The organism is Rhizobium sp. CFBP 13644 (assembly GCF_014842165.1).
GTDB classification, from domain to species: Bacteria; Pseudomonadota; Alphaproteobacteria; order Rhizobiales; family Rhizobiaceae; genus Agrobacterium; species Agrobacterium tumefaciens_C.
In genome coordinates this window covers 136,926-161,218 of sequence record NZ_JACYVF010000006.1, presented here as the reverse complement: position 1 = coordinate 161,218, position 24,293 = coordinate 136,926, and the positions used below count along the sequence as shown (strand labels likewise).

25 protein-coding genes are annotated in these 24,293 nt (G+C 58.1%); 11 read left to right on the top strand and 14 right to left on the bottom strand.

Annotation, left to right across the window (positions count from 1 at the left end):
• Window positions 1-11 precede the first annotated feature (11 nt).
• From IFT53_RS16060 to IFT53_RS16035, 6 genes are read left to right on the top strand one after another with little or no spacing between them, the layout of a single operon-like run.
• A complete protein-coding gene (locus IFT53_RS16060) occupies window positions 12-377 on the top strand; it encodes a hypothetical protein (protein WP_192066105.1) in 366 nt (121 codons plus the stop codon).
• Between the two features lie 26 nt (window positions 378-403).
• Window positions 404-1,660, top strand: coding sequence for an aromatic ring-hydroxylating oxygenase subunit alpha (locus tag IFT53_RS16055; RefSeq protein WP_192066107.1), 1,257 nt, complete (start codon window positions 404-406; stop codon window positions 1,658-1,660).
• Window positions 1,657-2,154 carry an aromatic-ring-hydroxylating dioxygenase subunit beta gene (locus IFT53_RS16050; RefSeq protein ID WP_192066109.1) on the top strand — a complete coding sequence of 166 codons (498 nt, stop codon included), beginning with the start codon at window positions 1,657-1,659 and terminating at the stop codon, window positions 2,152-2,154. Before IFT53_RS16055 ends, IFT53_RS16050 begins: the two co-directional genes overlap by 4 nt.
• Window positions 2,154-2,915 (top strand): SDR family NAD(P)-dependent oxidoreductase, encoded by a 762-nt coding sequence (locus IFT53_RS16045; protein ID WP_192066110.1) that lies wholly within the window; start codon window positions 2,154-2,156, stop codon window positions 2,913-2,915. Before IFT53_RS16050 ends, IFT53_RS16045 begins: the two co-directional genes overlap by 1 nt.
• Complete coding sequence (locus tag IFT53_RS16040; protein WP_192066112.1) at window positions 2,912-3,886, top strand: PDR/VanB family oxidoreductase; 975 nt, start codon at window positions 2,912-2,914, stop codon at window positions 3,884-3,886. Before IFT53_RS16045 ends, IFT53_RS16040 begins: the two co-directional genes overlap by 4 nt.
• 12 nt (window positions 3,887-3,898) lie before the next feature.
• The gene (locus tag IFT53_RS16035) at window positions 3,899-4,417 is read left to right on the top strand and encodes a flavin reductase (protein WP_192066114.1); all 519 of its coding nucleotides are present in this window, start codon (window positions 3,899-3,901) and stop codon (window positions 4,415-4,417) included.
• 15 nt (window positions 4,418-4,432) lie between these two features.
• On the opposite strand, the gene IFT53_RS16030 is transcribed toward IFT53_RS16035, so the two are convergent.
• From IFT53_RS16030 to IFT53_RS16020, 3 genes are all read right to left on the bottom strand, one after another.
• Window positions 4,433-4,915 carry a MarR family winged helix-turn-helix transcriptional regulator gene (locus tag IFT53_RS16030; protein WP_192066116.1) on the bottom strand — a complete coding sequence of 161 codons (483 nt, stop codon included), beginning with the start codon at window positions 4,913-4,915 and terminating at the stop codon, window positions 4,433-4,435.
• 119 nt (window positions 4,916-5,034) lie between these two features.
• Entirely contained in the window at window positions 5,035-6,033 is a 999-nt protein-coding gene (locus tag IFT53_RS16025) for an FUSC family protein (protein WP_192066118.1), read from the bottom strand.
• Window positions 6,034-6,216: 183 nt separating this feature from the next.
• Entirely contained in the window at window positions 6,217-7,665 is a 1,449-nt protein-coding gene (locus IFT53_RS16020) for an APC family permease (protein ID WP_192066119.1), read from the bottom strand.
• A 242-nt stretch (window positions 7,666-7,907) separates the two neighbouring features.
• On the opposite strand from IFT53_RS16020, the gene IFT53_RS16015 reads away from it, so the two are divergent.
• Complete coding sequence (locus IFT53_RS16015; protein WP_192066121.1) at window positions 7,908-8,897, top strand: AraC family transcriptional regulator; 990 nt, start codon at window positions 7,908-7,910, stop codon at window positions 8,895-8,897.
• Between the two features lie 4 nt (window positions 8,898-8,901).
• On the opposite strand, the gene IFT53_RS16010 is transcribed toward IFT53_RS16015, so the two are convergent.
• The 3 genes from IFT53_RS16010 to IFT53_RS16000 form a co-directional block, all read right to left on the bottom strand.
• Complete coding sequence (locus tag IFT53_RS16010) at window positions 8,902-10,410, bottom strand: aldehyde dehydrogenase family protein (RefSeq protein WP_192066123.1); 1,509 nt, start codon at window positions 10,408-10,410, stop codon at window positions 8,902-8,904.
• A 61-nt stretch (window positions 10,411-10,471) separates the two neighbouring features.
• A complete protein-coding gene (locus tag IFT53_RS16005) occupies window positions 10,472-11,314 on the bottom strand; it encodes an intradiol ring-cleavage dioxygenase (RefSeq protein WP_192066125.1) in 843 nt (280 codons plus the stop codon).
• A complete protein-coding gene (locus tag IFT53_RS16000) occupies window positions 11,311-12,390 on the bottom strand; it encodes a maleylacetate reductase (protein WP_192066126.1) in 1,080 nt (359 codons plus the stop codon). Before IFT53_RS16000 ends, IFT53_RS16005 begins: the two co-directional genes overlap by 4 nt.
• Before the next feature lie 271 nt (window positions 12,391-12,661).
• Between IFT53_RS16000 and IFT53_RS15995 the strand changes: the two genes are divergently transcribed.
• On the top strand, window positions 12,662-13,600 hold the full coding sequence (locus tag IFT53_RS15995; protein WP_192066128.1) for a LysR family transcriptional regulator: 939 nt from the start codon (window positions 12,662-12,664) through the stop codon (window positions 13,598-13,600).
• A 225-nt stretch (window positions 13,601-13,825) separates the two neighbouring features.
• A complete protein-coding gene (locus IFT53_RS15990; RefSeq protein WP_192066130.1) occupies window positions 13,826-14,149 on the top strand; it encodes a hypothetical protein in 324 nt (107 codons plus the stop codon).
• Window positions 14,150-14,202: 53 nt separating this feature from the next.
• Here IFT53_RS15990 and IFT53_RS15985 read toward each other — a convergent pair whose 3' ends face one another.
• The 3 genes from IFT53_RS15985 to IFT53_RS15975 form a co-directional block, all read right to left on the bottom strand.
• Window positions 14,203-14,943 (bottom strand): SDR family NAD(P)-dependent oxidoreductase, encoded by a 741-nt coding sequence (locus tag IFT53_RS15985; RefSeq protein ID WP_192066131.1) that lies wholly within the window; start codon window positions 14,941-14,943, stop codon window positions 14,203-14,205.
• Between the two features lie 139 nt (window positions 14,944-15,082).
• A complete protein-coding gene (locus tag IFT53_RS15980) occupies window positions 15,083-16,438 on the bottom strand; it encodes an aspartate aminotransferase family protein (protein ID WP_192066133.1) in 1,356 nt (451 codons plus the stop codon).
• Window positions 16,439-16,600: 162 nt separating this feature from the next.
• Window positions 16,601-17,158: a DNA-3-methyladenine glycosylase gene (locus IFT53_RS15975; protein WP_192066135.1), complete on the bottom strand. Its 558-nt coding sequence runs from the start codon at window positions 17,156-17,158 to the stop codon at window positions 16,601-16,603.
• A 218-nt stretch (window positions 17,159-17,376) separates the two neighbouring features.
• Between IFT53_RS15975 and IFT53_RS15970 the strand changes: the two genes are divergently transcribed.
• Window positions 17,377-18,372: a L,D-transpeptidase family protein gene (locus IFT53_RS15970; protein ID WP_192066137.1), complete on the top strand. Its 996-nt coding sequence runs from the start codon at window positions 17,377-17,379 to the stop codon at window positions 18,370-18,372.
• 23 nt (window positions 18,373-18,395) lie between these two features.
• A complete protein-coding gene (locus IFT53_RS15965) occupies window positions 18,396-19,118 on the top strand; it encodes a L,D-transpeptidase (protein WP_192066139.1) in 723 nt (240 codons plus the stop codon).
• A 13-nt stretch (window positions 19,119-19,131) separates the two neighbouring features.
• Here IFT53_RS15965 and IFT53_RS15960 read toward each other — a convergent pair whose 3' ends face one another.
• From IFT53_RS15960 to xerD, 5 genes are all read right to left on the bottom strand, one after another.
• Window positions 19,132-20,172 carry a sensor histidine kinase gene (locus IFT53_RS15960; RefSeq protein WP_192066141.1) on the bottom strand — a complete coding sequence of 347 codons (1,041 nt, stop codon included), beginning with the start codon at window positions 20,170-20,172 and terminating at the stop codon, window positions 19,132-19,134.
• Between the two features lie 7 nt (window positions 20,173-20,179).
• On the bottom strand, window positions 20,180-20,617 hold the full coding sequence (locus tag IFT53_RS15955; RefSeq protein WP_042616860.1) for a response regulator: 438 nt from the start codon (window positions 20,615-20,617) through the stop codon (window positions 20,180-20,182).
• On the bottom strand, window positions 20,614-22,068 hold the full coding sequence (locus tag IFT53_RS15950) for a sensor histidine kinase (RefSeq protein ID WP_192066302.1): 1,455 nt from the start codon (window positions 22,066-22,068) through the stop codon (window positions 20,614-20,616). Before IFT53_RS15950 ends, IFT53_RS15955 begins: the two co-directional genes overlap by 4 nt.
• 237 nt (window positions 22,069-22,305) lie before the next feature.
• Window positions 22,306-23,259 (bottom strand): acetyl-CoA carboxylase carboxyltransferase subunit alpha, encoded by a 954-nt coding sequence (locus tag IFT53_RS15945; RefSeq protein ID WP_042616862.1) that lies wholly within the window; start codon window positions 23,257-23,259, stop codon window positions 22,306-22,308.
• A 63-nt stretch (window positions 23,260-23,322) separates the two neighbouring features.
• Entirely contained in the window at window positions 23,323-24,276 is a 954-nt protein-coding gene (xerD, locus tag IFT53_RS15940) for a site-specific tyrosine recombinase XerD (RefSeq protein WP_192066143.1), read from the bottom strand.
• Window positions 24,277-24,293: the final 17 nt, after the last annotated feature.

Genomic DNA, 24,293 nt, shown 5'->3' with positions numbered 1-24,293 from the left:
ATGAGACTGAAATGACCGAGCAAAAACCGATCCGCACGCTGTTGTGCATCGCTGTTCTGCAAAACTTCTTCGACCTGCCCTTTGATCAGACCGGTATGGTCTGGACCGGCATGAAGAGCTTCATGTCCAGCGTCGCCAAAATGCCGGGCGTGACCATTCTCGGCACGTTCGATGATGACCAGACGATGGTCGGCACCTCGCCCACCGGTTTCCCATGGACCTGCTACATGCTCTGCGATTTCCCGGATCGCGATGCGGTTGTCGCTGCCTGCAATCTGTTCCGCACGATCGAGGTTGGCGACCAGAACCACCGTCTGTGGCGCTACCAGCGCATCGAAGCCCGTATGGGCCGCCCTTTGCCCAACCCTGAGGCCTGACATCAAGCCCGCGAAAGGAATTTGGTATGAATATCCACACTACCAATGTCGCCAATCTTGTCGAGGATGACAGGGTTCACACGCGCCTTTACGAAGACGAGGCGCTGTTCCAGCTGGAGCTGGAGAAGATCTTCAACCGCACCTGGGTCTATGTCGCCCATGGCTCGGAAGTTCCCGATAAGGGTTCCTTCGTCCTGTCCTATGTCGGCCAGCAGCCGGTCATCGTGGTGCGTGACAGGAAGGGCGACGTCAATGTTCTCGTCAACCGCTGTCGCCACCGGGCGGCAACCGTCTGCGAGGTGAAGAAGGGCAAGACCTCATCTTTCCAGTGCCCCTATCATGGATGGGGATATGGTCTGGATGGATCGCTGCGGGCGGTGCCCTATCCTGAGCAATATGGCGAGGACCTCGACAAGTCGCAGCTCGGCATGAAGCGCCTGCGCGTCGAATCCTACCAGAACATGTATTTCGCAACATTCAACGACGACATCGAGCCGCTGGCCGATTTCCTCGGCGCGGCTAAAAAGTGGATCGACCTGTTCATGAAGCAGGGCGGTGGTTTCCCGATCAAGGTGCTGGGCGAGCACCAGTTCACGGTTCCGATGAACTGGAAGATCCAGCTGGAAAACACCACCGACGCCTATCACTTCCCTGTCGTTCACAAGTCTTTCATCCAGACGCTCGACGCAGAAGCTGAACAGACCTTCGACTTCTTCGGCAAGGACGGTTTCGTGGAGGATCTGGGCAACGGCCATTCGGTTGCCGTGTTCATCCCGGAACTGATCGATCTTGAGGAAAACCTCGATGATCCCATTCCCGAACGGTATCTCGAACTCGCGCAGGCGCTGCGTGATGAAGGCTTCAGCGACGATCAGGTCCGCCGCATCGTTCGCGCAACAGGCGGTGCTGGCTTCAACCTCAACCTGTTCCCGAATGTCTCGCTGTCGCTTTCCTTCTTCCGCGTTCTGCGCCCGATGGGCGTGCGCGAGACAGCGATCCGCCACGTATGTCTTGGAATGGATGGTGGCCCCGCAGCCTCGAACCAGATGAAGATGCGTCTTCAGGAGCATTTTCAGGGACCGATGGGCTTCGGCACCCCCGATGATGCCGAGGTGTGGGAGCGCGTTCAGCGCGGCACGCTTGGAGGCGAAGAACTGCCGGTTCTCGTCAACCGTGGAATGGTGGACGAAGTCGAGGGCGTCGATGGTCCGCGTGGCCATTTGAGTTCGGAGACAGGAATGCGCGCCGCCTATCAGATGTGGAAGAGGATGATGAGCCAATGAACGATCTGGCCCAAAATACTGTCAATGCTGTCAGTCTTCAGGAACTGGCGGAATTCGTCTGGCACGAGGCGGAGCTGCTCGACCGTTGCGATTATGATGCCTGGCTTGCGCTCTGGACGACCGACGGACGTTACGTCCTGCCTGTCGCGCCGGGTGACGATTATGCCAATAATCTCAACCTTGCCTATGACGATGCGCATATGCGCAAGCTGCGTATCGAGCGTTTCCAGCAGGGCTTTTCGATTTCCTCAGCCCCGCCTGCCGATACGGTTCGCACCGTCTCGCGGTTCGTACTGGAAAGCGCAGATGGCGAAGAGATCGTCCTGCGTTGCGCCGAGCATATCGTTGAAAGCAAGTTCAACCGCCAGCGCCTCTATGCGGCTGACCTCAAATACACGCTGGTCCGGCGCGAGGGCAAGCTAATGATCCGCCACAAGGTTGCCCGCATTCTCAACAGCCAGGGAGAGCTGACCGCGTTCAGCTATTTGTTCTAATGAGTGTGCCGCTTCCTGAAAAAATCCAGACCGCTGTCGTCACCGGCGGTGCAAACGGGGTGGGTGCACTCATCGCACGCTCCCTTCATCGCGCAGGTTTTCGCGTTGTCATCACAGATCTGGCGGGCGCCGATGCCGAGCCATTGGCGCAGGAGCTGGATCTGGCTGGCGAAACCGCTGTCGTCGGCACGCTTGATGTCAACAAGCCCGAAGACTTCCAGACCATTCTCGACCGCTCCATCGAGCGGTGGGGTTCCGTTGAGGTGCTGGTCAACAATGCTGCCCGCACGGCCGTCAAGCCGCTGCTGGAGATCGACCCGGCCGATTTCAACGCTGTCATGGCAACCAATGCTGGCGGAACATTCGCCGGCAGCCAGATTTTTGGCCGCCATTTCAAGGAACGCGGTTATGGCCGCATCGTCAACCTGGCCTCGCTTGCAGGCCAGAATGGCGGAACGGCGACCGGCGCGCATTATGCCGCCTCCAAGGGTGCCATTCTGACGCTGACCAAGGTGTTTGCCCGCGATCTCGCCCCCTTCGGCGTGACCTGCAATGCCATCGCCCCCGGCCCGATGGACACGCCTGTCGTGCGGTCCGTGTTGACAGAAGATCGGCTTCCGGCGGCTCTGGCCAACATCCCGGTCGGTCGGTTGGGTGAGCCCGGTTTCGTTGCCGATCTGGTGGCCCTTCTTGCCGGGCCCAATGCAAGCTTCGTCACTGGCGCGTGCTGGGACGTCAATGGCGGGATCTATATGCGATGAGCACAAACGCGACCCCTATGAAGCTGACTGTCATCGACCGTGTGGAGGAGCCGGGCAATATTGCCCGTATCCGTCTGGCCGCAGCCGATGGCAATGCCTTGCCCGCCTTCGAGGCTGGCGCGCATCTCGATCTTCACCTGATCGAGGACGGCCTCGACCTCTGGCGGCAATATTCTCTGTCATCCGATCCCGCAGAACGCAATTTCTACGAGATCGGTGTTCTCCGGGATCCCAAAAGCCGGGGTGGCTCCGAGGCCGTCCACCGGCTGGCCACCATTGGTGCCGTTCTCGACGTCGAGGGGCCGCGAAACCATTTTCCGCTGGAAGAAAGCGCCCGTCTCTCGGTGCTTTTTGGCGGCGGCATCGGCGTGACGCCCATGCTGGCCATGGCGCAGCGCCTGCATGCGCTTGGTCGTGATTTCGTTCTGCACTATGCCACCCGGTCTGAAAATGTGACGGCCTTTCGTGCCCTCATCGGTGAACAACCGTGGGCGCATCATGTCGTTTTCCACTTCGACGACCAGCCGGACGCGCAGAAGATCAACCTCAAGACCGACCTGCCCGCGCCAGCATCCGACACCCATATCTATGTCTGTGGGCCGCAAGGTTTCATGGACTGGATCATCACATCAGCGGAAGCAGCCGGCCACCCGACAAGCCATGTGCACCGGGAGTATTTTTCCGCCGATGTGGACAAGAGTGGCGATAGTTTTGAGGTCGTAGCGAAACGATCCGGTGTGACGGTCAGCATCGGGCCGAACGACACCATTTCAAAGGTGCTTGCCAAGGCTGGCATCCGTGTCGAGGTGAAGTGCGAGGAGGGGGTTTGCGGAACCTGCGTGACCGACGTGCTGGAAGGCGAACTCGATCATCGCGACAAGTTTCTCACGGAGGAAGAGCGGGAAGAAGGGACGATGATCTGCGTCTGCTGCTCGCGCGCAAAGTCGAAAACCATCATTCTTGATCTATAGGAGGAGACAGGCATGAACAATCCGGTTCCGCTTCCCAAGGAAGCCCAGGATTTTCGAAACGGGATGAGCCGGCTGGGCGCTGCCGTCAATCTGGTGACGACCGATGGCCCTGCCGGTCGTCACGGGCTGACGGTTTCAGCTGTCTGCTCGGTTACTGACACGCCGCCAACCCTGCTTGTCTGCATCAACCGCAATGCATTTTCGCATGACGCCTTCATCGAGAATGGCGTTATCGGCATCAACGTGCTTGCATCATCGCATCAGGAATTATCCCGTTCCTTTGCGCGTTGGACCGGTGAGGAGCGGTTCTCAAGCGAGGACTGGATCGCGCTCAAAAGCGGTGCGCCCATTCTGGCAGATGCCAGCGTTGCATTCGATTGCAAGATCGTCTCGCGGGAAGAGAAGGGAACGCATTCGGTCATTTTCTGTGAGGTCTTGGAAACAAGCGTCCGCGATGACCATTGCAGTGGCCTGATCTGGTTCGATCGTGATTTCCACACTCTGCCTGCGGCTGCGCCAACGGCGGTCTGAAGGCTTGGCGCGCCTTCAGATTTCCTTGAGATGAAGAAACACTTTCTCAAGAATTTTATTGAGCGATGCCACTTCTTCCGGGCTCATATTGATGAAGGACGCGGCGAGGATCTTGTCTGCTTCCTGCACCGCCAGCTGGCGCGCATTTTCGCCCTGAATTGTCAGGGCTACCTCGGTTGCGCGCTGGTCAGCCTGCCTGACGCGGGTTTCCACCAGTCCATCGGCAGCCATCCTCTGGATGATCTTGGTGGCCGTGTTCAGCTTCAGCACCGCCAGATCCGCAATTTCCGAAACGCTGAGATGATTGTCTTCGTAAAGAGACATCAAAACCCGCCAGCGCGGCATATCAAGCCCGATCGGCTTCAACCGGCTTTCAAGCACGCGGACATAATGACCGTTGACCTGTGAAATCCAGTAGAAGGGCCACTGGCGCCGCACCCGCTTTTCGGTCATGTCCCCCCGCTTGCCGGTAGAGGCCGGGTTTTCGGCAACAGTCATTCGTAAAATCCGCTGAGACGTTATCTCTTCCGAACACCGTATGTCGGCAATGGAAGGCTGATAGGGCGGATTTAGATGAAAATTCCCGTTTCTGCAAGGCGTACATTAGTGGTAATTTTTTAAAGGGTGGAGGGCCGCAGCAGGGAATATCTGATGACGACATAGGATAGCAGGGCAGCGGTTGCGAGGCCGACCCCTGCCAGTGCCGCGTCCGTCAGCCCATGCCGCCACGTGCCAACTTCGGCAACCAGCAGGAAGCACATATTCGCATCCAGTCCAATCGGGGCCGTTCGCGGATGAGCCCGCAATGATGCCCCCGCAGCCAGAAAGCCCACTGTTACCAGAATGATCTGCATGGGATCGCCCGCGAGCGGGAACGTGGCCGCAAGATAGGCAATGCCTGCCATGACGCCGATGGCCACCCCCGGCAATAGCGATTTGAGGATGGGCCTTGGGTCAGGCGCAGATGACATGATCATCGGATAGACGACAAGGGTCATGCAGCCAGCCAGCACGTCAAAGCGTGGAAAGGCAATGGCAATCGCGCTGGCGACGCAGGCCATTCCGGCACACAGGCCGAACCGTTTGAGAGATTGCTGGACGCGGCCGTTCATATTGCGCGGCGCGAGTGGCTGAGGGCGCAGCGGCGTGAAGGGGAAGGTGACGGCTGTGACGCAAACGACGCCGATGAGCGTGCACAATATGCGGTCCACGGCGAGCGCGAAGGGTGTCAAAGTCTGGTCATGGGGGAGTGATGAGATATAGGGCAGAAGAACCACGAGAATTGTTATGCCCGATATGAAGGAGCCATAGCTCATGACACTGCCGATCCAGTAGGCCAGTGCTGCGCTGGCGCCGACGCCTATCGCCAGCCAGAACGCCATCCATGCTGGCGATGGATCGAGATAAAGGATTGTCAGCGAGATGAGGGCTCCCGCCAATGTTCCGGCAACACGCAGGATGGCGCGCATGACGAGATCTTCGCGAAAAGCCTGTTGAACGACCCATACCGGCATGGCCGCCCAGAAAGGGTTGGAAAGGCCAAGCGCTTTTGCACAGGCAAGCGCGCAGGCGGCGGCCAGGAAAAGCTGAAGGGTGAGTGAAAGGCTCCTCGGCATTGGTCATCCTTAATGGCGTGTGTGACCTTCGAGCGCACGATGTCCACAATTTAGAAACGGGAAGGCCGCCCCGATGGGCGGCCGGTAGTTTTATGGATGGGCGCTGTAGCACCGCTGCGTCTGGTAGAACAACCGTCTCACGGTGGGCGCGAGAACATCGTTCCAATCCATCCGGGAAGAGACTTACTCGAAGACTCGACCCAGGTTCTGGTAGAGATCGGGCTTGCGCGACCGGATGGTGTGGGCGAGCAAGGCACCACCTGCACCAGTGGCAACGATAATCCATGGGAAGGACTTCACCACGATATGCTCGGACCCTGCCAGCACCGTGAGGTTCATCCACACCAGGCCGAAGGCCACGACCAAACCCAGCAAGGCAATCACAGGCATCACAAGCGTGACCATTGCGCTATGGTCATGGGTGTGATTGCGCCGGAAATAGGCGATGATGGCAAACGAAACCAGAATCTGCACACCGACGATGCCAAGGACCGCAAGCGCCGACATCCATGAGAACACCACCGTAAATCCATCCGCACCACCTGCAACAAAGGCAAGCAGAACGATTGCAGCAGAAGCAGATTGCAGATTGCCGGCTGTTGCGGGTGAACCGTGAACGGGGTGAACGCGGGCGAGTGCCTTGCTCAGCAAACCTTCGCGTCCCAGCGCAAAGAAGTAACGGTTCAATGTGTTGTGGAAGGAGAGGATGCAGGCAAAGAAGGAGAGCGCCAGCAGGCCGTTCATAAGCAGGACAGACCATTTGCCGAGGATCGATTCCGCCGCGACGAAATACATGCCGGTAATGTTGTTGGCAGCGGCACCCTGGATCTGCGAGAAACCGTAATACTGCGCGATGGCCCAGGTGGAGAGCGCATAGAAAGCCGTGATCAGGAAGACGGCGATATAGGTTGCGCGCGGAATGGTCTTTGCCGGATCACGCGCTTCTTCTGCAAAAATGGCCGTGGATTCAAATCCGATGAAGGACCCGATCACGAAAACCAGCGCAATACCCAGTCCCGGCGTGAAAACCACCGAAGGTGCGAAGTTTTGCAGCGTCATGCCTTCCGGCCCACCGCCCTGCATCAGGATGCCGATATTGAGGAAGGCGAGAATGACGAATTCCAGCACCATGGCAAGTCCAAGGATCTTGCCGGAAAAGGCAATGTTTCGCCGCCCCGCCAGGTGAACCAGCACCAGCACCACGAGCGCCCACACGAACCAGGGGGCGTGAAGACCGAGCTGGCCGATCATATCCGACAGAAACACACCAAAAAGCGCGTAAACAGCCAGCTGCACGGAGCTATAGGTCAAAAGCGAGATCAGCGCGCCACCGACGGCTGCGGGCTTTCCAAGGCCGAGCGCGATATAGGTATAGAATGCGCCGGTTCCGCCGACATGTCGGCTCATGGCCGTGAAGCCCGCGGAAAAGATGATGTAGAGCAGGCCCGCAAGCACGAAGGCCCCCGGTACACCCGGACCGTTGCCGAAGGCAAATGCGGCGGGTGACGCGCCAACGACAGCCGTCAACGGTGCCGCGGCCGCAACCACGAAAAAGACAATGTGCGAAATGCCGATCGAATTACGCGCAAGGCGTTGTTCCGCAGGCTGTGCCGCGGCCGATTGGTGCGTCATGATGAATTCCCATTTGTTCCACTTATAATTATTGGGGTGAGTATGTATGCGCGCTGGCGTTCGCCCACTGTATTATCCGCCAATTTTCCGATAAAATGCGCCAGACTGCAAAGAGGATGCGTAAATTGTCCAAGGCGGGACCGGCCAGAAATTCACTGCATAAAGTCGCGGCAATTCGTGCCTCCGCTTTAATCCCCATGCTCAATTTTGCGACGTCTTCCGGGGATGCCGCGTCCCAATCGATGAGCCGGCACGGTTTCGATCACAGTCTTTTGAACGACCCGTACCGGGTCGTATCATTGGCGCACTATGTCGGTCTGTTCGAGGATCTTTCAAAAGAAACCGGTGAGCCCAATCTGGGCCTCAAGCTTGGCATGCGCATTCGCCCGGCGGATATGGGACCGATGGGAGTGCTGTTCTCCCTATCGCCAACCATGCGCGATGGGTTTGGCCGGTTGTGCACCTATGTTCGGGCCTTGCAGGGGGGCACCTATTCATCGTTTTTCGACGTGGCCGACAACATGATCTGGACCTACCGTCTTGCCGATATGGGCCTTTGGCCAAGGCGTCAGGATGCCGAATACACCATGGCGGCGGTTTGTCAGCTTGTCCGCTCTTGCTTTGCTGCGGATTGGCGCCCGGTCGAGGTGCATTTCGAACACGAGGAAGAAGCCGACAAGGCCTTGCTGCACCGGGTGTTCCGGGCACCCGTTCTTTACGGCCAGACGGCCAACAGGTTCGTTGTCGCCCGTGACGATGCCAATCGTATTTTCCGCTCGGAAGATGGCGGTCTCGTCGCCATTCTGGAACGCCATATTGCCGATCTGATGGGAGAAACGCCCGATATTGCCGAGGAAACGCTAAGCGAACGGGTGCGGGCGCTTGTGGCGATGAACCTTGGTCAAAGAGCCGTCGATCTTGCTTCTGTGGCAAGAGAATTGGGAATGTCACCCCGCAGCCTTCAGCGCCAGTTGCTGGCAGAGGGAACAAGCATGCGGGACGTTATTCGCAGTCACCGCGTTCAATTGGCTTCACGGCAACTAGGCCAGAAGCGGGCGCGGATCGCAGAAGTGGCGGAATCGCTTGGTTATGCTGATGGAACCGTTCTCTGGAGGGCCTACAAAAAATGGACCGGCGAGGGCCCAAAGGCGGGCAGGCTGCGTGAAAATGCCAGCGACCTGCCCGAGGCGGCTCCCGTTCAGGGGAAACAGGAGCCGCCAGATGCTGTGTGAGCCTTCAGCGATAGGCGATGCAAACCGCCTTCGTTTCCAGATAATTATCGAGTGCGCCACGTCCATGCTCACGCCCGATGCCTGATTGCTTCATGCCGCCAAACGGCATGTTCTGGTCTGGAATATTATGGGTGTTGATCCAGACCGTGCCAGCCTGGAGTTTGGGCACATAGCGCATGACCTTGTTGAGATCCTGCGTCCAGAGCGAGGCGCTCAGACCGTATCTTGTATCGTTTGCAAGGCGGATTGCCTCATCGGCATCGTCAAACAGCGTCATGGCAATGACCGGTCCGAAAATTTCATCCTGCATCAGGGACATGTCCTGACGCACATCGGTAAACAGTTCCGGCGCCACATAAAATCCCTTGTCCGGTGCCGATCCGCCGATCACTGGCTTTGCACCATCCTCGATACCCCGGGCGATGCAGGCTTTGATATGGGCCTGGTGGCGGGCGGAAACGACGGGGTTGATCTGGTGGCGCGGATCAAGTCCCGAGCCAACCGAAAGGCTTCTTGTGACATTGGCGATGATCTCCAGCGCCTTCTCGTAGATACCCTTCTGGGCATAGATGCGCACGCCCGAGCAGCAGGTCTGGCCTGAGTTGAAGAAGCTGCCGATGCCGGCCGCTATCCCAAGAAGATCAAGATCCATGTCGTCAAACATGACCATCGGTGCCTTGCCGCCCAGTTCCAGCGTCACCCGCTTCATATCCTTGATGGCCTGGATGCCGATGATCTTGCCGGTTTCCGTCGAGCCGGTGAATGTAACCTTCGACACCTGCGGATGCGCCACCAGAGGCGCTCCGGCATCAGGTCCCAAGCCGGTCACGACGTTGACGACACCTTCGGGAATGCCTGCCTCCAGGCACAGTTCCGCAAGGCGGATCGACGTCAGCGGCGTTTCTTCAGCGGGCTTCAGAACCACTGTGCATCCGGCAGCCAGCGCGGGTGCGATTTTCCACGCCGCCATCGTCAGGGGGAAATTCCATGGTGTGATGGCCGCGACAACGCCCACGGCTTCCTTGCGGGTAAAGGCCTGATACTGCATGCCCGGCGGGATCGCGATCGATACATCCAGCGTCGAGCCTTCGATCTTGGTCGCCCAGCCCGCCATGTAGCGGAAATATTCAGCGGAATTGATGACCTCGGCCAGTCGCGCCATCATGATGGACTTGCCGTTGTTCAATGTCTCAAGCTGCGCAAGCTCCTCGCCATTGGCCTCGATCAGATCGGCAAGCTTCAACATCAGGTTCTGCCTCTGGCTCGGCAGCATGCGCGACCATTCACCATCGAAGGCGCGTTTGGCGGCCGTGACCGCAGCATCCACATCGGCAGCATTTGCGGCAGGCACCTGGGCGAGAGCCTCGCCCGTCGCAGGATTGTAGACGCTATAGGTTTCGCCGCTGGAAGCGAAAACACGCTTGCCAGCGATCACCATTTTCGGAGCCTGCAGGAATTCCACGACTGAGGGCGAAAGGGTCTCTACCGGAGAGTCAGGCTGTGCAATATTCATGACATTCTTCCTTCTGCGCGGGCTTTAGCCGCTGACAATAAAAGTTGCTGGCAATCGCCCGTTACGCTGTGGCGGGGACCATGATGAAATCGAAATCTGCGACCCACACTTCCGTGTCTGTTTCCGCCTGCTTCACAGTGCAGATCAGCGATGGCTTCACACCGAAGACGGCGTCGGAGGTCAGGTAATCATCGCCAGCCACAAAGGTGTGCGTGATCAGGCGCTCGAAGCCGGGGGCGGAGACGAGGAAATGCATGTGCGCCGGACGCCAGGGGTGACGTCCCAGAGCCGCCAGCATGTCCCCAACAGGTCCATCATCGGGAATGGGGTAGGAAACGGGGCGGATGCCACGGAAGCTGTAGCGGCCATCCGGGCCGGTGCGAAAGATGCCGCGATTGTTGAAGGGCGGCTGGATGTCCGGCTGCTGCACGTCATAAAAGCCGTCGGCATTGTCGGACCAGACATCGATGAGCGCGTTCTCGATGGGCGCGCCATCAAGATCCATAACACGGCCCTGGAAGAGACAGATCTCGCCCTTACCATCCAGGCTGATGACCGCTCCCATCTCCCGTTCCGGCGCGCCGTCCACATGGAAGGGGCCAAAGACGGTGCTTTCCGTCGCACCCGGCGGTTTGCGATGGTTGATGGCATCCACGAGCATCGAGACGCCAAGCGAATCCGACAGGAGGATGAACTCCTGCCGCGTTGCCGAACACATCTGGCCGGTGCGTGTCAGGAAGTCGATGGCATGCTCCCATTCCTTCTCCGTCAGGCTCACATCCTTCACGAACGCGTGCATGTGGCTGACCAGCGATGTCATGATCTGCGCCAAGCGTGGGTCCACCTTCGTGCCGATGCGATCATTCACACTGTCAACCGAGTTTTCTTCGGAAAAATAGGTCATGGCTTGTCCTCGGAAGCGGTGGGTCTTGTGCCTGCAAAAGCGTCGGAAATCAGTTTGAGCAAAGCGGGCTTTTCAAGCGCGCGCGGGTTCCAGTAGGGGTTGGCAACCGCCAGTTCCACTACGGTGTCCATGCCATCTGCTGGCATGCCAAGCTGCTTGAGCGATATCGGCGCGCCGAGGCGCTGAGCAAAATCAAACAGGGCGCCAGCCGGGTCCGAGCCGAAGATGCCCGCGAGCTTTTCGATGACATCGGGAATAGCTGGCGCGTTATAGGCAAGCGCGTGCGGCAGTATGACCGTGTGCGTTTGCGCATGGGGAAGGTTGAAGCTGCCGCCCAGCGTGTGGCAAAGCTTGTGATGGAGCGCCATGCCGACCGAGCCGAGACAGATGCCACACAGCCATGCTCCATAAAGGGCTTCGCTACGCGCGGCCTTATCCTGCGGATTGGCGACGATGAGGGGCAGGGCCTTCGAAAGCGCCTTTATGGCCTCCAGGGCCAAGGCTTCGATGACCGGGTTGCGATCTCGCGCATAGAGCGCTTCGATCGCGTGGGCGATGGCGTTCACGCCGCTGGTGGCGGAAATCGAGGCGGGCAGCCCCATGGTCAGGTCCACGTCGTAGATCACGACCTGAGGAAGCACCTTGGGCGTGTTCTGCGTTACCTTGCGCCCCTGGCTCGTCTCGCCAAGAATGGGCGTCATTTCAGACCCGGCATAGGTTGTCGGCAACACGATCTGGGGAAGGCCTGTGCGCAGGGCAATTGCCTTGCCCAGACCAGTCGTCGAGCCGCCGCCAACGGCGACGAGAACATCTGCCTTCAACTGCCTTGCGCGATCTGCGGCAAAATCGCTGATATCGACCGGCGTGTGCATTGTTGCGCCGGAAAACAGGCCTACGGTCTGCGACCCCAGAAGGTCTGCAAGCACTTTCGCATCTGCCTCCTGCTCCGGTGTCGACAGGACAAGCGCCCGGCGCGCGCCCAACCGCTCCACCTCCTGAGGCAGTTGCTGCATCGTCCCTGATCCGAAGATCACCCGGCCCGGATGTCCGGTGTATATGAAGCTGCGCGGCTGCATTCAATTTCCTCCCATAAATGGATCGGTGGCAACCAGCTCTGGCTCAACTCTGCTCAGCCTACCTGCCGCCATCCGTCACCCGTTCATGACCCTTGTTTCTGCCGGCGGAACGGACCTGTTCCAGAGGCAAAGCGAGCCACGCTCTCTCCACGAGATTGACATTCTCAAATTACGGTATAAATCACGTATTTGGAAAAACAGAATTGCGCAATACGCAACAGCGCAACAAGAGCGGAACAACCGGCAATAATGCCCGATACTGGAGGCCTCAATGGACCGACTGGCGGAGCTTGAAATTTTTACGCGGGTGGCAGAGGAAGCCAGCCTTACGCGCGCTGCAGACTGTCTTGGATTATCGGTGTCGGGCGTCAGCCGGCACCTGACCAGCCTTGAAGAGCGCTTGTCCGTGCGCCTTGTTCACCGAACGACACGGCAGCTGACACTCACCCCCGAGGGCGAACAGTTCGCCATTCGTGCCCGTGAAATCCTGGGCCGATTGAACGAGGCGGAAACACAGATCTGTCAGGATGCGGCAGAACCCAAGGGTACATTGAAGCTGGGCTGTTCCCTGTCTTTCGCCCAATTGCACATGCTGCCCGTCATCGCCGAGTTCAAACAATCCTATCCCGGCATCCACATCGATCTGCAGATATCCAATCGCTATTGCGATATCATCGAAAATGGGCTCGACTTGGCGGTACGGACCCGCTCGGTGGAAAGTGACATCAGCATCACGATCCGAAAGCTTGCGGAAACCTCACGCCTGATGGCCGCATCTCCCGACTATATCGAAAGACGCGGCGTGCCGGAAAAGCCTGAGGATCTCGCAAAGCACAGTCTTCTGCTTTACAATTTGTCTGCGGATTGGGAGTCCCTGCGCCTGACCCGCGACGGCGAAACGCGGAGAGTACCGGTATCGGGAGAATTGGTCTGCAATGATGGCCAGATCCTGCGCCGCGCAGCGCTCGATGGCCTCGGCATCGTGGTGCAGCCTGCCTACATTCTTTCCGATGACATCAAGGCCGGACGGCTCGTGCCGGTTTTGACCGATTGGGAACTTCCACGGCTCACTATGAACCTGGCCTTTCCCTCCAAAACCCATATGCCTGCCCGTACACGGCTGTTCATCGATAGTCTGGTCAGCTATTTCGGCCGTAAACGGTTTGAGCAGGAGTGGCGTCTGCCAACGGTTGCGACGAGCCTCTGTTAGGCCGCGCAACCATCGTCAAAACGCTTTGATCGTGCTTTTGGAGTGGGCTCCCTCATGAGGGTGGCCCACAGTCTTTGTGCGCCTGCGGAACAAATGAGACCAGGTCGTGTTGTGCTTCTGAGAAGGAGCGCCACCATACGCCACCTGGAAACCACCCGTGAAAAGCGCCTAGCCACGCAGCATCTGCCAATTGTTGGCAACCCTCATGACAGATCGAGACATTTTATGACCAACTACAGCGCGGACACATCCGTTGTCTCTGAAATTGCCACTTTGCGCCTTGCTCTACCGACATGGATTGTCAGCACCGTCGAGCTGGTGGAGCTTTCCGAAAATGCCGAGCGCGCAGCCCGGACCGTGAACCCTGAGACAGACGACAAGGCGCGTGAGTTAATCGTTGAAGTCGCGGAATGGCAGCAGAAACTTGTCGACTGGCAAAAACACGATTTAAGCCCACGGCTCAAGGCAGAACTTCGCATCTTGAAGGCAACGCTTGATGCATCGATGGATGAGGCGAATGCCGCTGCATCCAGACTTGGACTGTCCTAACTTGCAGCAGAACATTCGACCGCCAGCGTCAGGGCGGTGCTGGCGTTCAGCCCTTAAACGTGTTGCCCGCCATTGATATGGATTTCCGCACCATTGATGTATGACGAGGCATCGGTGCAGAGGAAGTAGATGGTTTCAGCCACCTCTCTTGGATCGCCCAGTCGCAGCATTGGCACTTCGGCAGCCACCAGATCGTCTGTTCCGGGCGAGAGGATAGATGTCGCGATTTCGCCCGGCGCAATCGCATTGGCTCGCACACCCCGCCGACCAAACTCATGGGCCATTTCGCGTGTCAGCGATCCCAATGCCGCTTTAGAGGCGGCATAGGCTACGCCTGCAAAGGGGTGGACGCGCGTGCCGGCAATCGAGGTTACGTTGACGATGGAACCCTTGGCGGCTTCGAGCTCGGGCATCAATGCCCGTGCAATCAGCGCTGTGGAAATCACATTGACGTTCAGCACCTGCGTCCATACATCCGCATCCGTGCCCATCACGCCAAGCCTGCTCTTTTCCGGTCCTTTGGGAGAAATGCCCGCATTGTTGACCAGTGCATGCAGCCTTCCATGCGGAAGGCGCTCACGCACGGTTTCAGCCAGACGCTCAACCTGCGACAGATCGGAAAGATCGGCTTGAATGTGGCTTTCGCGAGCAGATGGCCAAGCGCATTCCTCCGAAAAGGCCTGCCGCGAGACCGTCAATATGCGCCAGCCTTTCGATTGGAAAAACTTGACGGTGGCGTGGCCAATGCCGCGACTTGCCCCTGTCAACAACATGTAGCGACGTTCTTCACTCATTCGGACACGCTCCATTGATGCTGACTAGAAGGTAAGGTGCAGCGTGCCGAATTCAAGTCGAAGCGTGAAGCCGCAGTCACCTGACATGCAAAAGAAGCGGCAGTCCTGCGACCACCGCCTCTCTCATTCTGACCAAGCCTTATGATGCACGAGCAGCAGCGACAGCATCCAGAGCGCGTTGAACTGCGTCAAACATCTCGTCGATCTGCTCGGCGGTGATGATCAGTGGCGGGCAGAAGCACAGTGCGTCACCCACGGCGCGGCAAATCACCCCTTCCTTCTCAAGTGCTGCTGCCACGGTCAGTGCCGCATCGCCAACCTTGCCGTCTGCGAAAGGTTTGATTTCCAGAGCGCCAAGCAGGCCCACGCCACGGGAAGAATGGGCAAGAGAATGTTCTGCCAGCCCCGAAAGGCGCGACAGGAACTGTGGTGAAAGGCGCGCTGCATTGCCCACCAGATCACGCTCCTGAATGATCTTCAGGTTCTCAAGGCCAACGGCTGTGGCAACAGGATGGCCCGATGCCGTGAAGCCGTGACCGAATATACCGATCCGGTCGGATTCATCGGCAATCGGCTGATAGAAATGGTCATTCATCACGATTGCCGAAAGCGGCATATAGGACGACGAAATCTGTTTGGAGAGGATCATCACGTCGGGCTGAATGCCATAGGTCTGGCATGCAAACATGTTTCCGGTGCGGCCAAAGCCGCAGATGACTTCATCGACAACCAGCAGAATGTCGTATTTCTTGAGGATTGCCTGCACGCCCTCCCAGTATCCCTCCGGCGGCACAAGCACGCCGCCAGCGCCCATTACGGGCTCGCCCCAGAAGGCGGCAACGGTTTCCGGCCCTTCCTTGAGGATGAGGTCTTCCAGATCCTTCAGCATGCGGGCGGTAAAATCCGCCTCGCTTTCACCGTCATGGCCAAAATGCACATAGGACGGGCAGGATGTGTGGAACATCCGGTCGAGTGGCAGGTCAAAGCTTTCGTGGTTGCGGGGAAGTCCGGTGATGGAGGCAGACGCAATCGTTACCCCGTGATAGCCCTTGACGCGGCCGATGATCTTTTTCTTGTCCTTTTTGCCAAGGGCGTTGGAGCGGTACCAGACCATCTTGCAGGCAAGATCGTTGGCTTCCGAACCCGATGATGTGAAATGCACTTTCGACATCGGTACCGGCGCCATCTGGATCAGCATTTCCGCAAGCTCGATGGAGGGTCCATGGGTCTTGTAGGCGAAGGTGTGATAGTAGGGCAGCTTTTCCATCTGCGCCTTCGCAACGTCCACAAGGCGCTGTTCGCCAAAGCCCACGGCAACCGACCAGAGGCCAGCAAGACCTTCAATGTAACGCTTGCCGTTATTATCGAAAACATAGATGCCGTCGCCGGATTCGATGACGAGGCCGCCGGTCTTCTCATATTTCCTCAGATTGACGCTCGGGTGCATCTGATAGGCAATATCGCGGCCTTCCATGGAGTTCGGTATGATGGTCATGCTGCGTCCTTCGTCCAATTGCATTCGCACCCGGTCCGAGGCTGGCCGGTGTATCCTTGTCACTTAAGCACGCACAGGCAGGTGCTGCCATCTTCATTGTGGTCTTAACCTGCAATTTTGTGCCGAATATGCAGCGATTTCGAGAGATGCGTATGTTCAGCATCAAGCCGGAAATTTCCGGCTAAGAAAGCGCGATTGGGCCATGCCGAAGCGCCAGGGGTGGTCGATGGCCTTGGAAATGCCAATGCGCGGGCCAGCCACGGTGACGGCTGGAGATGCGGCGGCGCTGACGAAGACTGCGTCACCGGTCAGCGGCGCTCCATCCATCTCCTGCTTAATCCCCAGCGCCTGCGTGAGCTTTCCCGGCCCCGAGCAAAGTCTGGTCGGATCGCTCATGTTGCGGCGAACGGCCATGATATCGAGACCATCGGTCGGCTCCAGCGCGCGGATCAGAACGGCTGACCCCGGCGTGCAGACAATGTTGGCGCACCAGTGCAGCCCGTAGGAGCGATAGACATAGAGATGGCCAGCCGGACCAAACATGGTGCGGGTGCGCGGCGTCGGGCCATTGAAGCTGTGAGACGCCGGATCATCCGTCCGATAGGCTTCCGTTTCGACAATGATGCCCGCGGTTGAATGAACGTGGAATGTGCAGCCGATGAGCGCTTGCGCCACCAGCACAGCGTCTCTTGCGTAAAAGGATTGCGAAAGAGGGATCATCGGGCGCACCCCACGGTCACGGCCTCACTTTGTTGTGTAGTCATGATTAACGAAGCTGTAACGCAAATTCACGACTCTTTGTCCTCTGGGTCGGTTGCCGCGATGCGGCCAACTTCTCTATGTAAGGTATCGCTTACTGAGGCGGGCAAGGCGTTTTAATGATTGAATCGATGTTTTCGAGGTGCATTCCTTCGAATTTACAAGCTGTTGCAAGAAAGATGGCACGCGGCGCGGCTGTTGCCGGTCTGTGCGCGGCGCTGGCTGCCTGCACATCCATGGGTCTCGATAGCGACGAGAAGGCTGCGCCGAAACTCTCCTCCAGGGTTGCGGCTTCCATGTCTGCAAAGGGCATGAAGCCTGAAAGCCCGGTTCTGGTGCGCATCTTCAAGCAGGAAAGTGAACTGGAAGTCTGGAAGGTCGACAAGACCGGCAGCTACGCTTTGTTCAAGACCTATCCCATGTGCCGTTGGTCTGGAAAGCTCGGTCCCAAGACCAAGAGCGGCGACCGTCAGGCCCCTGAAGGTTTTTACCACGTCTCTGCGGGAATGCTGAACCCGAACTCGCAATATTTTGTGTCGTTCAATCTGGGTTATCCGAACAGGCTGGAATCCGCGCTGGGTTACACCGGTGAAGCGCTAATGGTGCATGGTGCCTGTTCGTCCTCGGGCTGCTACGCAATGACGGATCAGCAGGTGGGCGAAATCTACGCGATTGTCGACCGTGCGTTGAAGGGCGGACAAAGCCAGTTTCAGGTGCAGGCCTTTCCGTTCCGCATGACGGCCCGCAACATGGCGGCCTACAAGGATGACCCGAACTTCCCGTTCTGGAAGACGATGAAAGAAGGCTACGACACGTTCGAACTGACAAGACGTCAGCCAAAAGTGTCGGTCTGCGGTCGGCGCTATATGTTCAACGCCGAGTTTGCCGGTGGCGAACCGACCGATCCTCTCGCAAGCTGCCCGCCCATGGCAACACAGCCGGACCCGGCAATTGCCGCAAAGCTCAGTGCCGAGCAGCAGAAGCTTGCGCTGGCGCTGAATGAGGTCAAGCCGAGCGCTGTCAGCGCCTATGTGGATGGCGGCATGCACCCCAGCTTCCGGGCGCTTTTGAAAAACAGCGGCCCGAAAAGCATGGCGGAAAAAGTTTCCGGTACAAAATACCCCATCAGCCGCCCAGAAGCGGCGCTTGCGGACCCTTTTGCGGGTGCAAGATAAAACCTTAAGGACAGAAATTGACGATGCAAGACACGACCCGTAGGTCTTTCCTCTTCGGTACGGGAGGTCTGGCTTTGACTGCGCTTGCCGGATGCACCACCACGCCGCGCGAGGTCGAAAGCAACGTGCAGCCTGTGGCCGACCCGTTCTATGCCGAGATCTACGGTGCCAAGCCCGACGAGCAGTTTCCTCTGCCAGCGATCCCTTACGAGAAAATCGACCGCCGGTTTTATCGTCAGATGGTCGCCAACCCGACCGGCGAACGCCCCGGCACGATTGTTGTCGATACGGCCAATCACTTCCTTTACCTCACCTATGAGGGTGGACAGGCCATGCGTTACGGCGTGGGCCTGGGCCGCGCCGGATTTGAATGGGCCGGAAGAGGCGTGATCCAGTACAAGCGTCAATGGCCGCGCTGGACGCCGCCGGATGAAATGATTGGCCGCCAGCCGGAACTGGCACCCTACAGCGCTGCCAATGGCGGCATGGCACCGGGGCTCAACAACCCGCTAGGTGCGCGTGCGCTCTACATTTTCAAGGATGGAGTGGATACGATCTATCGTCTGCACGGTTCACCGGAATGGTGGACCATCGGCAAATCGGTCTCATCGGGCTGCGTGCGCCTGATGAACCAGGATATTATCGATCTTTACAATCGCGTCCCGAATGGAACGCCCATCGTCGTCATGTCGGGTGCGCCCGCCGCACAGTCTGTCGCCATGGCGCCGATGTTGGACACGATGTAAGGCGCCATTGTGTTCAGTGGGTGGAACTGTCTTCTTCCCACTGAACGCAGATGCAAGCGCCGTTCGATGAGGCTGTGGCAGACTGGGTGAGGTTTGCCCGCAGGCTTTGCGTCATCGCGCCAATCAGACGCGTGCCAAGACCCGTGCCTTTGGGCGGGTTCTCGCCATTGATGCCAACGCCATCGTCTTCCACCACCATGCTGATCGTGCCGTTATCGCGTGTCAGATGGATGCGTATCTCACCCTCGCCGCCGGGATAGGCGTATTTCAATGCGTTGGTGGTCAGCTCGGTCACGATTACGCCCAAGGCAACGGCCTGATCGGGCGTTGCCGTGACGGTGTCCATGCGTGTGGAGATGCGGATCTTTTCACTGTCGCGAGAAGATCTGGCCAGATCGTTGATGATGGAGGAAAGATACGCGTTGAGTTCGACCTCCCCGACATTATCGGCCGTGTAGAGGCTGCGGTGAACGCCGGCGATGGCTGAGATACGGCTTTGGGTTTCCAGAAGCGCGGTGCGCGCTTCCTCCGTCGCGACAGCATTCAGCTGCATGCGGATCATCGCAGATACGAGCGAGAGGCTGTTGGCGATGCGGTGGTTCATCTCCTTGGCCATCAGTTCGGCGCGTTCCTTCGCCTGAACCAATTGCCGTTCGGCATCTTCCTTTTCGCGGCGCAACTGGAAATTTTCCAGCGCCTGCTGAATGGAATTGAGCAGAAGCGGAAAGAAATCATCCGCCACATTCTTGATGACGTAATCGGCGGCCCCGGCCTTCAAGGCATCGATAGCGACCTGTGCTTCGCTGGCACCAGTCACATAGAGGATTGGAATGCGGCGTGATGCCTCACCGATGGCGGCTAGAAACTGCAGCCCCGTGCCGTTCTGGAAATAGTGATCCAGAACAACGGCATCGAATGACCCGGCCTCGAACTCTTCCAAGCCCGTGCTGACCGACGCTGCGTGAACCACAGTTATGTCATGACGACCGAGAACCCGCTGCGCGAGCTTTGCGAGCGTTGGGTCGTCATCGACATAGAGGATTCGCAGGGTCATTGGGCTTTCACGGGACCTGGATTACGGAAAAGAATAGGCCGAGATTTCTGATGGCGGTCGCGAAGCCCTCATAGTCCACCGGCTTGGTGATATAGACATTGGCGCCAAGATCATAGCATTTCTGAATCTCGGTCTCGTCGTCCGTGGTGGTCAATACCACAACCGGGAGACGCTTTGTGTATTCATTGCTCTTGATCTGTTCAAGGATCTTTATGCCAGACATGTCCGGCAGGTTCAGGTCGAGCAGAATGAGAAGATAGCGGTCCTTGCTGACCAGCCCATCGCGCTCCGGCCCCAGAATGAAATCCAGCGCCTTATGGCCGAGCGTGAACGGAACAATCTCGTTGTGGACGCCTGCGCGCCGCACATTCTTTTCGATGAGGCGTGCATGGCCTTCATCGTCTTCGACCATGACAATTGTCACTTCCTGGCCTGTTGCTTTCATATGTCGCTTCCTCGCGTGATTTTTCTAAGGTCTGTCGGCAATGTCAGGTGGAACGTGCTGCCCTTGCCAAGCTCGGACACGACCGTAATGTCTCCGCCTAAATTTCTAATGAGCGAGCGCACATGGGCAAGGCCGATACCTTCGCCCTGCTGATCCTGCTCTCCGGCGCGGCGGAAGAGCTCGAAAATGCGCTCGTAATCGTCGTCGGCAATACCGCGACCATTGTCGCTCACATCCACGCGCACAATACCCCGGCCTTGCGGCAGAATGCGGGCGCTCAGTTCGAGCGGGCGTCCGGGCATCTGGTATTTGACGGCGTTATCGAAGAGATTGCCGAGGATCTGATCGAGTGAAATGCGGTCGCTGATAACCGTAAAATTCTGCACGTCTACATCGATGGTGCCGTCCACGGCGGTCACCTGATGCTGCACGATTGCTGCTGCCGATGTCAGGATTTCCTTGAGGTCGACCTTTTCAGCCTGAAGCTTGCGGCGTCCATCGCGGGAAATTTTCAGGATGGCGTTGATCAATTGGTCCATCTTGCGTGTAGAAGAGCGGATGAAGCCCATGGCTTCGGGAAGGTCTTCCTGCACAGCAAGTCTTGCGTCCTGCACATCCCGCTCGGATAGCGGCTTTCCATCCGCAAGAACAAATGCCTGAACCGGCTTCAGCGATGCATCAAACTCCGAAAGGAAGCCCATGATGTTGACCAGCGGTGCGCGCAGATCATGAGTCACGATATAGGCGAAACGCTGGATTTCCTGGTTTGCACGAATGAGGTCGCGGGTTCGCTCATCCACGCGCTCTTCAAGTCCACGGTTCAGTTCATCCACCTCTTCGCGAGAGCGCATAAGCTCGCGAATGTATTTCACGATTAGTCCCAGCGCACCGCCAAGCACACCCAGAATGGCAATCGCCCCGCCGATCGTTACCCAGCGAAGGTTCTCCGCCGCCGATAGTTGATCGGCCACGATGACGCGAAGGCGGTCATCCGTCATCTGCTGGAAATGGTTGAGCGTATCGCGGATGGCGCGCATATAGGCAAGGCCGGTATCGCTGCGCACAAGCTCGATGGCCTCGGGCATCCGATCATTTCTGACCAGCTCGATGCCGCGACCGATTTCAGCCAGCTTGGCGTCGAGGTTGGATTGCAAAGCGCCAAGTTCGGGCTTGTATTCCGGCCGGTCGCCCACGCGTTCAACGAGCAGGGCACGCTTGTTGGCCAGCGTCGCCAATGCGTCCTGATAGGGCACGAGATAGCGCTCGTCACTCGTCAGAAGAAAACCACGCTGTCCGGTTTCCGCATCCTGTACGGTGGTCAGAACATCGAGAATGGAGGCGCGCAGCCGCCGCAGTTCGGCAGTTTCCTGGGAATATTTGTTGTTTGCCTGGACCAGCCATAGCGATGTGGCAACCATCCCCACGAGCAGGACAACGCCCACACCCAGCATGACAAGCGTTCTTTGAATGAACGCAGATAATTTAGCCACCGCAAGCCCCGTATTTTTTTAGATATCGCGTAAATAGTCCAGCGGCGGTTGCTTATGCAAGGCATTGCTACAGCAATGGTTAAGTTGTTCACTTTTGTCGAACATGCCGCGTGGCATTCGCGGGCACTGGCTGTGATTTAAACACAAAAAACCCACCCGCTGTGGCGGATGGGTTCGATTTTCGTCGGCAACAGTGGTTTAGAGGCTGCGGCCAATATCGAGAAACTTCTGGCGGCGTTCGGCGCGCAACTGCGTGCCTGCCAGCGGAACCAGATCGCGCAGGGCCGCGTCGATGGTCTTGCCGGTTGCTGCGATAACCTTGGCCGGGTCACGGTGGGCGCCGCCCATCGGTTCTGGAATGATGCCATCAATCACGCCCAGCGACCGCAGATCCTCTGAGGTGATGCGCATGTTGGTGGCCGCTTCCTTGGCGCGTGTGGAATCGCGCCACAGAATGGAGGCTGCACCTTCGGGTGAAATCACCGAATAGATGGCGTGTTCCAGCATGTAGACGCGGTTGCCGGTAGCGATAGCGATGGCTCCGCCCGATCCGCCTTCACCGATGACCACGGAGATGATCGGAACCTTCGCGTTGAGGCACATTTCGGTTGAGCGGGCGATGGCTTCCGCCTGTCCGCGCTCCTCGGCACCAACGCCTGGATAGGCGCCTGCAGTGTCGATCAGGGTCACGACGGGAAGACCGAAACGGTCGGCCAGCTCAAGCACGCGGATCGCCTTGCGGTATCCTTCGGGACGCGGGCTGCCGAAATTGTGTTTCAGGCGCGATTTGGTGTCGCTGCCCTTTTCCTGGCCGATGATGGCGACTGCCTGTCCGTTGAAACGGCCGAGACCTGCCTGGATCGCGGCATCCTCGGCAAATTTGCGGTCGCCAGCCAGCGGCGTAAAATCTGTAAACAGTGCCTTGGCATAGTCAACGAAGTGGGGCCGCTGGGGATGACGCGCAACCTGCGTCTTCTGCCAGGCGTTCAGTTTGGAGTAGATATCCTGCATCGCGTCCTGAACGCGCGATTCAAGACGGGAAATCTCCTCCGACGTATCTATGCTCTCGTCTTCGGCAGCGAGTTTTTTCAACTCGAGAATTTTGCCTTCGAGGTCCGAGATAGGTTTTTCGAAGTCGAGGTAGCTGTGCATGAGATCCGATTCCGATCGTTTTGCGCAAGGTTGTACCGGATTATTCCGGCGGTTTTGGACGCTCTATTCAAGGTTTTTGGCCTGTTTGGCAAGAGGGTGGTGCGTTTGTACCAGTTCTTGCAGCCGTTCTTCCAGCACATGTGTATAGATTTGTGTCGTGGAAATGTCCGAATGGCCAAGCAGTTCCTGCACTGCGCGCAGGTCTGCTCCATTCTGGAGCAGGTGGCTGGCAAAAGCGTGCCTTATCACGTGCGGCGATATGGTAGATGGTGTCAGGCCAGCGCGGATGGCGATATCTTTGAGGTCGCGGGCAAACACCTGCCGTGGCAGATGACCCTCCTTGCCGTTGGACGGAAACAGCCATGTGCTTTCCGGCTGGCCTTCCTTTTGGGGTGCCAGGGCTTTTCTTGCCTGTTCGTATTTGTCCATCGCCGCCATGGCCGCGCGCGACAACAGCACCATCCGGTCCTTGTTGCCCTTTCCCCGGATCATCAGAAAGCGGCCTTCATGGCGCAAAACCTTGGCCGGAAGTGAAACCAGTTCGCTCACCCGCATGCCGGTCGCATAAAGAAGCTCCAGCAACAGGTGCATGCGAATGCGCGCAAGCTGGCCGGGACCTTCCATTTCTGCTTCTTGGGAGGCTTGCGCCAAAAGCGCGGTAACATTGGCAACGCTCATGGTTTTTGGAAGAGAGCGGCCCTTGCGCGGCGCATCCAGTATGCCCGTCGGGTCATCGCCGCGAAGTCCCTCCGAATAGAGAAACTTGTAAAACTGCCGCATCGAGGAGAGACGCCTCGCCTGCGAGGAGGCGGCAAAGCCCTGTGCCGAGAGATGGGTGAGATAGGCCGATAGGTCGGATGAAGCCGCCTCGCTGAAAGCAACTTTGCGTTCTGTCAGAAAGTCTGCAAGGTCGTTCAGATCGCGCTCATAGGATGTCAGCGTGTTGGTGGCCGATCCCCGTTCGGCGCTCATCATTTCCAGAAAACTTTCCAGCCGCGCATTGTCCTGAGCCTTCATGGAAGCAGCCTTCGTCC